Below are 13,585 nucleotides of genomic sequence, written 5' to 3' on the forward strand. Positions count from 1 at the left end.
TTATGAAACTGTCCATCATCAGTATACTATGCATTTTAATGGGCGCCCCGGTCATAGCAAAGCCTGTGCCCATATCAGCCACAACGCCGCCAACCAAGCTTCAAAACAACACTCTCCCCGATGTCGCCCTGGAAACCATCATAAAACATTTGGATGAACTTTACAGAAGCGATACCGCTTATGCAGAAATGGAAATGACCATTCAGACCCCCCACTGGGAAAGAACCCTGACCATGAAAAGCTGGAGCCAGGGCATGGACAAGACCTTCATTGTCATTGACTTTCCTCCCAGGGAAAAAGGATTTTCCACCCTGCGCAAAGGAAACGAGATGTGGAACTTTTTTCCCAAAATCAACAAGGTGATGAAGGTACCTCCCAGTATGATGATGGGCAGCTGGATGGGGTCTGATTTTACCAATGATGATCTGGTGAAAGAAAGTACCCGTATAAAAGATTACCATGCCCGGCTGATGGAGCAGGAGAATCAGAAAACCTGCTTTGTGGAATTCATTCCCCGCAAAGAAACGGTTTCTCTCTGGGGCAAAATCGTCTCGGAAATTGACAAAAAAACCCTGTTACCCTCCTGTGAAATATTTTATGATGAAAAAAACAGAAAAATCCGGGAACTCTATTTTAAAGAAGTGAAAACCTTTGGTAACAAAACCATCCCTGCAGTCATGGAATTGATTCCCACCACTAAAACAAACCATAAAACAATTATACGCTACACACATGCCAAGTTTGATTTAGACCTTGATAAAGAAACCTTTACCCTGAGAAACCTGCAGAAAAAACGACGGTGATCACACCGGTATCCCAAGTTTCTTACCATTGATCCGTCCAGCAGTGGCCAAACTCCCGGCGGGCTTGATCACAACATGGCTGTAACCACCATAACCAACAGGCACAACGAAAAATTAAAATGGCATTATCTGCCCCCAAGGCCCGCTCAATCAGGGCCACTTGTTGAGAGGATCAAATGATGATAATCGGGAAAATCGCATTCAGAAATATCTTCCGACACAAACGCCGCTCCTTTCTCACGGCCCTGTCCATGATCATCGGTTTTATTCTCCTTGGCATCTCCTTTGCCTTTGGAGAAGGGGGCTATGGCCACATCATTGAAATGTTTACCCATTCCCACACCGGGCATATTCAGATCCACAGTCAGGGATACCTGGATCGCCCCGGTCTTTATAAAAATTTTGACCATACCCGTAAACTGCAGGCAGTTTTAAACACCATCCCCGACATCCGGGCCCTGGCACCACGGGTCTATTGCGGCGCACTTGCCTTTATTGATAAGAAAACCACGGCGATACAGGTCATCGGGGTGGACCCCCTTAGGGAGAAAGTCCTGTCCAGCCTGGCAGACAAGGTGGATCAAGGCAAATTTCTGGAACCCACCACCGTCATCGCTCCGCATAATCAGATCATCATCGGCAACGGCCTTGCCCGGATTCTCCATGCCGACATTGGAAGCGAAATCGCAATGGTCTCACAGGGTGCTGATGGTTCAATTGCCACTGACCTGTTCAAAGTGGTGGCAATTTTGAAAAAAATGGTGGACAGCACGGACCGCAACAATGGTTATATTCATATTTACAAAGCCCAGGAATTTCTGGCCATGGGAAACAGGGTTCATGAAGTGGCGGTGATGCTTTCCAGCCACAAAAAATCAAGGCAGGTTACAGCAAAAATAAGGGCAACGCTGAATAAAGCACAATTGACAGGACTTGAGGTTCACCCCTGGGAAGCGGTGGAATCGCTCTTTTATCGATCCATGAAGGCGGACAAAAAAGGCAACTGGGTATTTTTGTTTATCATCGGCCTCATTGTGGCACTGGGGGTTCTTAACACGGTGCTGATGTCCATCCTGGAGCGAACCCGGGAATTCGGGGTAATGCAGGCTGTGGGAACACGTCCCTCCCACATTTTTTTCCAAATTGTTCTGGAAACCCTGCTGCTCTCGTTGATGGCTGTGGCCATTGGTGGAGTTCTAACAGTTCCCGTTTTATGGCCCCTTGTGACCTATGGTATTCCCATGGACCAACCAATGACCATCGGCGGCATTGAAATTGCCACATTCAAAGCCGGTTTTGTGCCGGAGGCCTTCTTGGTTCCCTTTCTGGTCACGGTTATCACATCAACACTGGTCAGTGTCATCCCGGCCATCCGCGCGGCCCGAATCAAACCGGTGGATGCCATGAGAAGCTATTGATCTGCTTTGATCAACGCCTTGACCTGCCCACCCAATGGAAAAACGATCATGATTTATATGAAACTTGCCTGGCGAAACCTATTCAGAAACAAACGCAGAACCCTTCTATCCGCCCTGGCCATTGGAGTGGGCATTGCAGCCCTTATGTTTGTGGATGCCCTACTCATCGGATGGAAAGAAAACATGATCCGCACCGCCACCTCCACCTTCATGGGAGAGGGCCAGATGCACCACAAAGGATACAGAGACACCCTGGAGGTGGACAAAACCATTATCCATCCCGAAAAATGGGTGAACAAACTCAAAGCCAATCCGGATATCCACCAAGTTACCCGACGAACCCAGAGCTTTGGCATGATCGCAAGCCCCCGGAATGTACAATCAATTATCATCAACGGCATTGATCCAGTAACGGAAAAAGGGATCTCAAAACTGGATGAGGCCATCATTGAAGGGAAGTTTCTGAAGGAAAACAATGGAAATAACAAAATACTCATTGGGCGTAAATTGGCGGATATCCTGGGGGTGGAACCCGAAGATAAAATAATCCTCACCGTTGCCCAGGCCGAAACGGGGAATACGGCCCAGGAGATGTTTCGCATTGGTGGCATATTTGAATTCAAGATAAGACAAATGGACCGTTCCATGGCGTTTATATGCCTGAAACCGTCCCAAAAACTCTTTAACATCAAAAACAACGTGCATGAGATTGCCTTTACTTTCAAGAATCAGAGCCTATCCACCCATCCGGAACACCCCGTGTGGCACCTTGTGGATGAACCGGATCTGGAAATTCTCAGCTGGCTTGAGTTGATGCCGGAGTTAAAGGCCATGCTGAAATGGCTCAATGTGAGTATGCTCATCATGGCGCTTATTCTGTCTGGGATTGTGGCTGCCGGTATCGTTAACACCCTTTTCATGTCTTTATATGAGCGCATGTTTGAATTTGGAGTCCTTCGTGCCCTGGGTACCCGACCCGGAAATATGGCTGTGTTGATCGTGTTTGAAGCGGGCGCACTGGCGATTATCAGCTCCCTGTTCGGCACGTTTATGGGGGGCGTTCTGATTATGATTTTCAGCCGCCTGGGGCTGGATTACAGTGATACTGAATTTGTCAGTGTGGCCATTACTGATCGCATTTATCCGGTCATGGAAGCATATCAGTTCATCATCTATCCCCTGGCCCTGATTTTATTTACCATGTTTGTGGGGCTCTATCCGGCCATCCATGCCGCGAAAATATCTCCTTCAACTGCCATGAAAAAATAGGGAACAAAATGTCAGACATAATCATCCATGCAGAAAATCTGAAAAAAACCTACAAAACCGGAATGGTGGAGGTTCACGCCCTTGCCGGGGTTAATTTCAAAATCAGGCGCAGGGAGTTTACAGCCGTTGCCGGCCCATCCGGGTCCGGGAAAACCACCCTCCTGAACCTGATAAGTGCTCTGGACACCCCCACCTCCGGCAGCGTTAAATTAAATGGAAAAGAAATCAGCCGGATGAGCGGTGCCGAACTGGGGGATTTTCGGCGGGACCATATTGGATTTATCTTCCAGTCCTACAACCTGATCCCCGTGTTGACGGTTACAGAGAACATTGAATATATCATGCTTCTCCAGGGGGTGGAGAAAAAGGAACGGCAGCGCCGGGTGACGAAAATTCTTAACGAAGTGGGACTTGAGGGCATGGAAAATCGTAAACCCATTGAACTATCCGGTGGACAGCAGCAGCGGGTTGCCATTGCCAGGGCCATTGTAAGCCGACCCGATATTATTCTGGCAGATGAACCCACCGCCAATCTGGATTCAAAAACAGGCAGTGACCTTCTGGAAATCATGCAGAAACTCAACGAAAAATGGGGTATGACCTTTGTCTTTTCCACCCATGATCACATGATCATGGAACATGCCAAACGTCTGGTGAGTATCCATGATGGACGTATTGAAAAAGATGAAATACGCTAACTAAAAGGGATATGAATTTCGGGCCTGCCTCTGCCATCCCGGTGGCCGATGTTTAAACAAACTCCGAGAAAAAACAAATATGAAATATATTATTCCAATATGGGCCTTGATGATCTCTGCACTTCTTATTCCCCCCATCCCCCTGCTCCATGGCAATGACACCCCCCCGTCACTGACCGGGTATCTCAAATCCACAATGATGGTTCAACAATTTGCAAAAAATACGGTTCTCCCCCCCCTGGAAGAGGACAAATCCTACAGCATGTTTCAGAGTCAATTGAGGATGCGGCTTTTCCATGAGCCCTCCGATGTTTTTTCATTTGAAATAGCCTATGCCATATCTCCGACGGCTGCCAAGCCTTCTCTCATGACCTCCCAGGGATTTCTCAATCCCCGGGAAAATACCTGGCGCATGTATGACCTTGACGAAAAACTCCGGGAGGACACCCCTCGGGATCTGTCCCTGCTCCAGAATCTGGATCGATGTAATATCAATTTTTTCTTTCCATCTGCCGACCTTCATCTGGGCCGTCAGGCCATTGCCTTTGGCAGCGGTAAATTTATCAATCCCACGGATATTTTCTCCCCCTTTCTTTTCCAGGATCTCAACAAAGAGCACAAAACCGGTGTGGATGCCCTGCGCATGACCATCCCCACCGGCGATTTCAACGAAATTGATCTGGGAGTGGTCTTCGGAAAAGACGGAAAAATGGACAACAACGCCGTTTTTATGCGAACACGCATCTACCTTTTCAATACGGATTTCTCCCTCATGATCATGGATTTTAAAAACAATATAATGTTGGGATTTGACATGACCCGGTCCATATCACAGGCAGGTTTCTGGCTGGAGGCGGCCCATGTATTTGCCGGTCAACTGGACTCCCCCAATAAAGACGAGGATTATTTCCGCCTGGTCAGCGGATTTGATTTCAGTTTTCCTGACAATACCTATCTTTTTGTGGAATACCACTATAACATACCGGGAACAGACGCAAAAAATAAGTACATAAGCCATACCATGGGCACCATCAATCCCTTTACGGGCAAGGCCCCATTAAAAACTGCCTATGCCCATGGGGGCACCTACCTGATGGGAAGACATTATCTTATTCCCGGCATTACCTATGAATTCACCCCGCTTGTTACCGGCACCCTTCACAGTCTGATCAACCTGACGGATCTTTCGAGTTATATGGGTGCCCGTGTTGAGTATGGGTTAAGGCAGGATCTTTTCTTGGAAGCCGGGGGCTTTCTGGCCATGGGAGAAAGCGCTGACATGGAAGAGACAGGTCCAACTCCACATTCAGAGTTCGGTCTTTATTCCAATATGATCTATGCAGGTCTTCGTTTCTATTTCTGACTGGATATCTGCCGGTCAACAACTCAAAACACTGAGGAACCATCAAAACCATTGACATTGACTATCACCTTGTAAAGTTTCATAGGAATTCAGTATTTGACCTCACCTTTGATTCCTTATAGAGATAAGAATTTATATCCATCGCGTAATCAAAACCAATTATTTTTTATAAAGGAGTCCCTTCATGTTACGACGTTTACTATTGATTGCACTGTTGCTCCTATTCATGTACGCCCCTGCAGCAACGGCGGCAGATGGAGAAGCAAGAACCGGAACCGGAATGCACATCTGGTTTGACACAGGGGGACCGGTGGGTGGCACATACAACACAGTGGTGTACAATGGTGCAAAAGCCGCAGCCAATGACATCGGTGCCAGAATCACCTTTGTCTATTCCGACTGGAGCCCGGAAAAAATGATCGAAAATTTCAAAAAGGCCATTGCCGCCAAACCCACCGGCATTGTGGTCATGGGACATCCGGGGGATGCCGCATACATGCCCTTTATCAAGGAGGCGCGTCAAGCCGGCATACGGGTGACGGCCGTTGATACCCCCCTGCCAGAAAATCAGGCCCAATTCCATTCCCAGGGATTTGGATATGTGGGGCCCGACGCTTATAACCAGGGCGTGAGCATGGCCAAGGAATGCATGATGCGATTTAACCTTAAAAAAGGGGAGCGGGCCTTTGTGTGGGGGCTGAAACGGCTGCCCACCCGGGGACTTCGTGCAACGGCCATTCTGGATGTATTTGAAAAAGAGGGCATAACCGTGGATTATCTTGAAATCTCACCGGAAGTGGACAAAGATCCTTCCCTTGGCACACCCATCATCACAGGGTATCTGGCATCGCATCCCGACTGCAGGGCCATGGTTATTGATCATGGCGCACTCACCGCTCAGATGGAAAATTTCCTGAGATCGGCCGGCGCAGCACCCGATGATATTGATGTGGCAGGTTTTTCTCTCTCCCCGGCTACGGCCAGTGCCATTGAAAAAGGATATGTTGATCTCATCGGTGATGCCCAGCCCTTCTTGTTGGGATACTTTTCCGTACTTCAGATTGCGCTGACTGAAAAATATGGTTTTTCCGGACTCACCATTGACACAGGGGGGGGATTTGTGGATGCCGACAACCTGTCACTCATCGCACCCCTGGCCAAAAAAGGACTTCGATAAGTACCCACACATATATTTTTCACCATTCCAGGGATATATATATCTCATATCTCTGGATTTTATCTTGAGAAATATATAATCGGTTATTTAGCCCTATACATTATGACTCCCCTTATCCAGCTGTCTCAAATTACCAAGTCCTATGGCCATGTATCCGCCTTAAAAGGCGTTGACATGACGCTCCATGAAAACGAAATTCTCGGCATCATTGGCGACAATGGTGCCGGGAAATCCACCCTGATCAAAATTCTTTCCGGGGTTGAGAAATTTGATTTTGGAGAGATGTTCTTTTCAGGCAAACCCATCTCCCCCCACACCTTTTCCGTAAGCAGTGCACGAAAAATGGGCATTGAAACCGTATTTCAGGATAAATCTCTTGGTGAATCCCAGTCCATATGGCGTAACTTTTTCATGGGCCGCCACCGGAAAAACGCACTGGGCCTGATTCGGGTACGTCATGAAAAAAAAGAGGCCATGCGGGTGCTCACAAAGCTGCTTGGGATGGATGGTGTGGGTATCTCCCCGGGGGCGCCGGTATCGGTTCTTTCCGGTGGTGAAAGGCAGGGCCTTGCCATCGGCAGGGCCATGTATTTTGATGCCCGGGTGGTCATTATGGATGAGCCCACCACCGCCCTTGCCGTAAGAGAGGTGGGCAAGGTACTGGGCTTTGTTAAAGCCCTTAAAAAAGAGGGAAAATCCGGTATTTTTATCTCCCACAATCTGCACCATGTCCATGAAGTGGCAGATCGATGCCTGTTTATTCAACACGGGAAAGTAATGGCTGAGGTGCATCAAAAAGATGCCTCACCGGAAATCCTTATCGAAACATTGATGAAGTGTTCCTGACATGCCGCCTCTACCCGATTTCATAAAATTCAATTCCCTGCAGTGGGCGATTTCCATTATTTTTATTATTCTGCTCTTCTCCTTTATGGCCCTTGCTCCCAACACCTTTCTGCATTCCAGAATTTACATTGCCTATCTTTCCACCATCCCCTTTGCCGGAATGATCGCCGTTGCCATGACCCTTGTGGTGATCACAGGTGAAATAGACCTCTCCTTTCCATCGGTGATGGCCACATGTGGATTTGCCCATGCCACCATCTATGCCGCCACCGGCAGCCCCGCACTGGGGCTTGTGGCGGCCATGACAACAGGGGCAGTGGCCGGGGCTCTCAACGGCCTTTTGGTGGTGGGTTTCGGGGTACCGTCCATCATTGCCACCATCGGCACCCAGTTTTTCTGGCGGGGACTCACCATCCTGCTGGCAGGGGGGCTGGCCCTTAACATGGCTGAAATCAGGGACACCGCCTTTTATTATGTCATGGTGGGACGATGGTTTGGCTGGCTGCCGGCTCAGGCCGTATGGTTTTTCCTGCTGACAGCCTTTTCCTGGCTGCTTTTAAACCGCCATGTTTTTGGCGACCACATCCGGTTCTGCGGGGACAATGCCCCTGCGGCAAGGATGATGGGGATTCCTGTTGCCCGGGTCCGCGTGGGCATCTTTGTGTTCATGGGTATGGTAACCGGGCTTTCCGGGGCCATGGTATGCATGGAGATGGCCAGCTGGTGGCCCACCCAGGGAGAAGGATATATGCTGCTGGTTTTTGCGGCGGTATTTGTGGGGGGCACCTCTGTTTTTGGTGGAAAGGGAACCATTTACGGCACACTCATCGGTGCTGTCATCATCGGCATGATCGAGGCCGGAATCATCAGCTGTGGCCTGTCCGGACTCTGGACCCGCATGGTCTATGGCATCGTCATCATGGTTTCCGTTTCCAGCCACGCCACTTTAACAAAATTTTCAAAAGGATAAGTATGACAACGACACACCCTAAAGTTCTTGAAGCCATTAAACCCTTTGAAAGACTGTCTGAACTCTGCCAGGCCGATCTTGCAGAAGCACCGGATCATGGGATAAAGGTGGCCGGCATTTATTGCACGTTTGCACCCGAAGAGCTGGTTCGGGCGGCTGGCATGATCCCCGTCTCTTTGTGCGGGAAAGATGAAAGACCCATTGCAGCAGCAGAAAAAGATCTGCCGGCGGCCCTTTGCCCCTTGATCAAATCCAGCTATGGCTTTGCCATTTCCGACACCTGCCCCTATTTTCATGCAGCGGACATCATCATTGGCGAGACCACCTGTGACGGCAAGAAAAAGATGTTTGAACTCATGGGCAGGATCAAACCGGTTCATGTGATGCAGCTGCCCTATGCTGCAGATAATACCTCGGCAAACGTTTTCTGGCGGGCCGAGGTTAAACGGTTAAAAACCTTCATAGAGGCCCAGACGGGAAACCATATCACCGATGCGGCCCTGGCAAAACAGATTGATCTGATTAATCTGCGTAACGGAAAACTCATGGCCTTGTCAAATTCAATGGCATCCACCACCCCGCCCATGACGGGCAGAGAACTTCTCCAGATCATGGAATCACGAAATGTGGCCCCGAATATTAAAGCATATAACCAGTTGCTGGATAAACTGCTGGAAACCATTGCAAAACTTGAACCTGAACGGCCTTCTAAAAAAACCGGCCCACGAATTCTCATCACCGGTTGCCCCATGGGTTCAGGTTCAGACAAGGTGCTGAGAATCACAGAAGAGCTGGGAGGGCTTGTAGTGGTCCAGGAGCATTGCAGCAGCCTTAAAAGCATCTTTCGCCACACCGAAAAAAAGGAGCGTCTGCTTGAAGGTTTGGCTGATCACTACCTTGAAACCCCCTGTGCCTGCATGAGTCCCAACACCAGGCGGATGGCGTATCTACTTGCCTTAATTGATCAATTTCATGTGGATGGGGTGATTGATGCAACGCTGGAGAACTGCCAGCCGTATACGGTGGAGCATGTTACCGTGGCAAAAAAAATCGAAGACCGGTCAGGGGTTCCAGTTCTTCATATCAATACCGGATATTCCCCATCGGACACGGAGCAGATCCGCGTGCGGGTGGAGGCCTTTCTGGAGATGTTGTAAAAGGGTAAACCTTGACAAAAAACGGGGGTATCTCACTTTTTGCACAACTATTTTCGTGTCAATTATCGAAATCTGGGTTTAAAAAAACGGTAAGGTCTTCAGATAGAAATTCAACTTTTCGCCGATTCAGGAGGATGGTTAACAAATTATATCATTGTTTTCATCCAGGTACTTAAGAGCCCTTCCCGGGCAGGGAAGGGCATGTATCATAAAAATAGAAATGCTTAATTCACCATGCGTGAATGACCTTTCCACTCCTTTTCCCGGAGTTTGAATTTCTGGATTTTGCCGGTGGCGGTCTTGGGCAATTCTCCAAACTCTATGGCTTTGGGGGCCTTGAAACGGGCGATGTTCTCCTTGCAAAAGGCGATGATATCCTCAGCTGTGGGATTGGTGCCGGGCATGGGCACCACAAAGGCCTTGGGAACCTCGCCCCATTTTTCGTCCGGGATGGGAACCACAGCCACCTCCATGATATCAGGATGCTGGTACAGGACATTTTCCACTTCCACTGTGGAGATATTTTCCCCCCCACTTATAATGATATCTTTTTTACGGTCCATGATCTGTGCATAGTTGTTGGGGTGCATTACGGCAAGATCACCACTGTGGAACCATCCCCCCTTGAAGGCCTCTTCGGTGGCTTCGGGATCTTTGTAATAACCCAGCATTACATTATTTCCCCGCATGACGATTTCACCGATGGTCTGGCCATCTTTGGGCACTGGTTCCATGGTTACGGGGTTTACTACGTCCATGTACATGGCCACAATGTAAGGAACGCCTTGGCGAGCCTTGATTTGTGCTTTTTCTTTCAAAGGCAGGTTGTCCCATTTTGCTTGCCACTGGCAGACGCTGTGGGGGCCGAAGACCTCGGTCAAACCATAGGTCTGGGTGATATTGGCACCAATTTTTTCCATGTTCTGAATGACTGTGGGGGCCGGGGGGGCACCGGCGGTCATAATTTCCAGACGATGACCCAGGGTGATGTTCTGCTGGGTGGCATAGGTGGACATGCCAATCAGAATGGTGGGGGCCGCGCAAAGGTGAGTGACGTTTTTTTCTTCAATCAGGCGATAGATTTCTTCGGGAATTACTTTTCGAAGACAGAGATTGGTGCCGCCCATGGCCGTGATACCCCAGGTGAAACACCAGCCATTGCAATGGAACATGGGAAGTGTCCACAAATAGGTGGAGTGGCTGTTGACACCAAACTCCAGCTGCTCTCCCAGGGCGTTCATGTATGCACCACGGTGATGGTACATAACGCCTTTGGGTCGTCCGGTGGTACCGGAGGTGTAGTTCATGCTGATGACCTGATACTCGTCATCAATGTCCGGGAGCATGGCTTCGGGGGAACCTGTGGCCAGAAATTCCTCATATTCCATTCCCTCCAGGGGCCGTTCATCGCTGATATCGCAGATGTTAACGCAGGTTTTAATCTTTGGAATTTCTCCCATCATGGAGGGCAGACTTTTTGAAAACTCGTTGTCCGCAAAAAGGGCTTTGGCATCGGAATGATCAATTATATAGGTCAGTTCTCCGGGGGAAAGACGTACATTTATACTCACCAGAACAGCGCCGATCATGGGAACCGCAAAATGCGCTTCAAGCATGGGTGGGGTATTGGGGCAGATGAAAGCCACCTTGTCGCCTTTGCCCACACCCAGTTTTTTGAGAGCACTTGCCAGACGATTCACCCGGTGATAAAATTCTGTATATGAATATTGCTTGTCTTCATAGATAACCGCAATTTTGTCATCGTACACGGCTGCTGCTCGGCTGATGAAGTGTACAGGTGTCAGGATATCAAAATAAGCACTGTTATGGGACATATGAATTTTCCTTTGCTGAATAAGGTGAGAGCCAAGTGGCTGGCCGGGAAAATCTCCTAACCAGCGGTATTAATCATGATATAATCAATGCCTCATGAGTCGTAAGTTCTCATTTCACATAATACATGTGCTGTTTTAATTTATCATTGGGCACATCATGGGGTGGCAAATTGAAGAACTTATGACTGACGAGTCAATGCTCATGGACATAAAAGGGCCATTTATGAAAAAACCATTCATTCCAGAGCAGTGGAATAATCCACCAGAAATTCCACACCAGGGATTCTCCATGGGTGAATTTGTGCTCCCAGTGGGGATTGCCAAGGGCCCACTCGCCCCAGCCAACATAGTAAAAAACCACGTAATTAACAGCGCACAGCACCAGAACACCGATGGTCCTGAACCCAAATGCACCCCAGGAATCCTTGTCAGCCATGGGAACCATATCGTCAAAATAGTGATGCCAGATGAGAAAAGGAATAAGCGTAAATCCTGCGATTTCTGCCGCGTGATACCAGAGAAAGCGTAAAAGCTCTGCATTTTCAGGCTTTGCTTCCTGCAGGTGATGAAGTACATCATGGGGTAGCCACAATGGTGCGATGGCAACGCAGATCAGAGCAATAATATAGGCTGCAACCACATTAATTACAAAGGAGATAAGACCTTTCCAGGGTTGGGGAAGAGCAATGAGGCTCCAGGGTTTCATGCGCCATACATTGGCGGTCATGAAAAGAATGACAATCATCCATTCCCACCAGCCAAACACCCAGTGAAGATGGTTGAAGTTGGCAATGCCGCCCCACCAGGGGGTGTTAAGGCCAAAGGAGGATCCCAGGGCCTTGCCATATACAAGGCCCCAAAAGGGAACAATGAGAACGGTGTAAAAAATCAGGGTCCAGAAAGAACACCAGGTGATTTCCAGGAGACCTGCCTGGGGTTGGGAAAGATCACTGGGTTGGACGGGCCATTTACCGAATAATATGGTGACAAATGGATAGCTGTAAAAGCCGATTAATACGAAACAGACCACGGCGCTTTCGGCAAAATGTTTCGCCTGCATGGTGGCCAGATCTAATTTTCCTGCCTGGCCAGCGGCGGCCAGTGCTTCCAGATTGTCCTGGCTTAAAAAATTGAAGCCCAGTCCTAAAACCTTATAAAAGACAATGTGGATGATAAACCATACCAGGGCCAGGTTGACCATGGTCTCAACAATTCCCCGGGCAGGTTGGGGTAGCTTTGCAAAGGGCCAGTCGCCCAGAAACATATGTTGATACAGCCCCACCAGAATCATCATTGCCAAGTACATGACAAAGGGATAGGGAAACGCCTTTACCGGTCCCCTGGGGTCACTGAGTAAGTACCATAACCCCCAGGCAATTAAGGTAAAACAGATAAGCGAAATAATTCCGGTCAACGGCTGTCCCCACCGGGCCGTCAATTCCCCCGGGGACACCGTTTTTTTTGCTTGTGTTTTTATTGAACTTCCAGATTGAATAACCCCTGCTTCTGCCATACGTTTCTTCCTCCGTTGAATGTTAATCAGAAGTCCCCACTCTTTCTAACCTGTGGCGCTCTGCCTTTCATCGACGAAAACCATAAACCAAAATTACATTTCTCCTGTTCTGAAAAAGTTATGCATAATTTGAATAACTCTATATTTCTCCCCTGATTCAAAAAAGTATATGTCATGGTAACTGTTTCGTTCGGTCTTTTAATTAAATTGTAGATAAGTTCTCAATATTGAGACAGGCGAGACTCTCCTTGCAAAAGGCAAATAGAGTATCCACTTCAGGTTGGCTTGCAGTCTGTATGACCACAAATGCCTTGTATGCGTTTCCATTGTCATTGGCAGGGCAAACGGAGTCATTAACCGACAGTTAATGACTCGGCCGTTAAATATTTTGGCTCTTCGTGGATTCGTGTGATTGGGATAGGTTGAGAGGTACAATTATCAGTGTTTGCGTATTGTAAATACTCACACAAGTCCGTGATGAGCCAATATTTTTTTGAAGTTCTCTTCATCTAACAACAAGACGCAATAATTTCAAT

The 13,585-nt window shown here is 48.4% G+C and carries 11 protein-coding genes; 9 read left to right on the plus strand and 2 right to left on the minus strand.

Annotated features, from left to right (window positions below):
* The first annotated feature begins 2 nt into the window (after positions 1-2).
* The 9 genes from ACYQ2M_RS02960 (at position 3) to ACYQ2M_RS03000 (ending at position 9,701) form a co-directional block, all read left to right on the plus strand.
* On the plus strand, positions 3-803 hold the full coding sequence (locus ACYQ2M_RS02960; protein WP_459914822.1) for an outer membrane lipoprotein-sorting protein: 801 nt from the start codon (positions 3-5) through the stop codon (positions 801-803).
* A 176-nt stretch (positions 804-979) separates the two neighbouring features.
* Positions 980-2,221 carry an ABC transporter permease gene (locus ACYQ2M_RS02965; protein ID WP_459914823.1) on the plus strand — a complete coding sequence of 414 codons (1,242 nt, stop codon included), beginning with the start codon at positions 980-982 and terminating at the stop codon, positions 2,219-2,221.
* A 48-nt stretch (positions 2,222-2,269) separates the two neighbouring features.
* Complete coding sequence (locus ACYQ2M_RS02970) at positions 2,270-3,490, plus strand: ABC transporter permease (protein WP_459914824.1); 1,221 nt, start codon at positions 2,270-2,272, stop codon at positions 3,488-3,490.
* A gap of 8 nt (positions 3,491-3,498) precedes the next feature.
* Positions 3,499-4,188 (plus strand): ABC transporter ATP-binding protein, encoded by a 690-nt coding sequence (locus ACYQ2M_RS02975; RefSeq protein WP_459914825.1) that lies wholly within the window; start codon positions 3,499-3,501, stop codon positions 4,186-4,188.
* Between the two features lie 79 nt (positions 4,189-4,267).
* The gene (locus tag ACYQ2M_RS02980; protein ID WP_459914826.1) at positions 4,268-5,551 is read left to right on the plus strand and encodes a hypothetical protein; all 1,284 of its coding nucleotides are present in this window, start codon (positions 4,268-4,270) and stop codon (positions 5,549-5,551) included.
* A 184-nt stretch (positions 5,552-5,735) separates the two neighbouring features.
* Positions 5,736-6,728 (plus strand): sugar ABC transporter substrate-binding protein, encoded by a 993-nt coding sequence (locus ACYQ2M_RS02985; RefSeq protein ID WP_459914827.1) that lies wholly within the window; start codon positions 5,736-5,738, stop codon positions 6,726-6,728.
* Between the two features lie 102 nt (positions 6,729-6,830).
* The gene (locus ACYQ2M_RS02990; RefSeq protein ID WP_459914828.1) at positions 6,831-7,574 is read left to right on the plus strand and encodes an ATP-binding cassette domain-containing protein; all 744 of its coding nucleotides are present in this window, start codon (positions 6,831-6,833) and stop codon (positions 7,572-7,574) included.
* Position 7,575: 1 nt separating this feature from the next.
* Positions 7,576-8,544, plus strand: coding sequence for an ABC transporter permease (locus ACYQ2M_RS02995; RefSeq protein ID WP_459914829.1), 969 nt, complete (start codon positions 7,576-7,578; stop codon positions 8,542-8,544).
* 2 nt (positions 8,545-8,546) lie between these two features.
* Complete coding sequence (locus ACYQ2M_RS03000) at positions 8,547-9,701, plus strand: double-cubane-cluster-containing anaerobic reductase (RefSeq protein ID WP_459914830.1); 1,155 nt, start codon at positions 8,547-8,549, stop codon at positions 9,699-9,701.
* A 224-nt stretch (positions 9,702-9,925) separates the two neighbouring features.
* Here ACYQ2M_RS03000 and ACYQ2M_RS03005 read toward each other — a convergent pair whose 3' ends face one another.
* The gene (locus ACYQ2M_RS03005; protein ID WP_459914831.1) at positions 9,926-11,536 is read right to left on the minus strand and encodes a long-chain-fatty-acid--CoA ligase; all 1,611 of its coding nucleotides are present in this window, start codon (positions 11,534-11,536) and stop codon (positions 9,926-9,928) included.
* Positions 11,537-11,729: 193 nt separating this feature from the next.
* Entirely contained in the window at positions 11,730-13,049 is a 1,320-nt protein-coding gene (locus tag ACYQ2M_RS03010; RefSeq protein WP_459914832.1) for a hypothetical protein, read from the minus strand.
* Positions 13,050-13,585: the final 536 nt, after the last annotated feature.

The sequence above is a fragment of the Desulfocicer niacini genome (assembly GCF_054657595.1).

What these genes read in the sequence shown, in the direction of transcription:
- ACYQ2M_RS02960 (WP_459914822.1), top strand. Translation starts at nt 3, where the DNA reads ATGAAACTGTCCATCATCAGTATACTATGCATTTTAATGGGCGCCCCG.
- ACYQ2M_RS02965 (WP_459914823.1), top strand. Translation starts at nt 980, where the DNA reads ATGATGATAATCGGGAAAATCGCATTCAGAAATATCTTCCGACACAAA.
- ACYQ2M_RS02970 (WP_459914824.1), top strand. Translation starts at nt 2,270, where the DNA reads ATGATTTATATGAAACTTGCCTGGCGAAACCTATTCAGAAACAAACGC.
- ACYQ2M_RS02975 (WP_459914825.1), top strand. Translation starts at nt 3,499, where the DNA reads ATGTCAGACATAATCATCCATGCAGAAAATCTGAAAAAAACCTACAAA.
- ACYQ2M_RS02980 (WP_459914826.1), top strand. Translation starts at nt 4,268, where the DNA reads ATGAAATATATTATTCCAATATGGGCCTTGATGATCTCTGCACTTCTT.
- ACYQ2M_RS02985 (WP_459914827.1), top strand. Translation starts at nt 5,736, where the DNA reads ATGTTACGACGTTTACTATTGATTGCACTGTTGCTCCTATTCATGTAC.
- ACYQ2M_RS02990 (WP_459914828.1), top strand. Translation starts at nt 6,831, where the DNA reads ATGACTCCCCTTATCCAGCTGTCTCAAATTACCAAGTCCTATGGCCAT.
- ACYQ2M_RS02995 (WP_459914829.1), top strand. Translation starts at nt 7,576, where the DNA reads ATGCCGCCTCTACCCGATTTCATAAAATTCAATTCCCTGCAGTGGGCG.
- ACYQ2M_RS03000 (WP_459914830.1), top strand. Translation starts at nt 8,547, where the DNA reads ATGACAACGACACACCCTAAAGTTCTTGAAGCCATTAAACCCTTTGAA.
- ACYQ2M_RS03005 (WP_459914831.1), bottom strand. Translation starts at nt 11,536, where the DNA reads ATGTCCCATAACAGTGCTTATTTTGATATCCTGACACCTGTACACTTC.
- ACYQ2M_RS03010 (WP_459914832.1), bottom strand. Translation starts at nt 13,049, where the DNA reads ATGGCAGAAGCAGGGGTTATTCAATCTGGAAGTTCAATAAAAACACAA.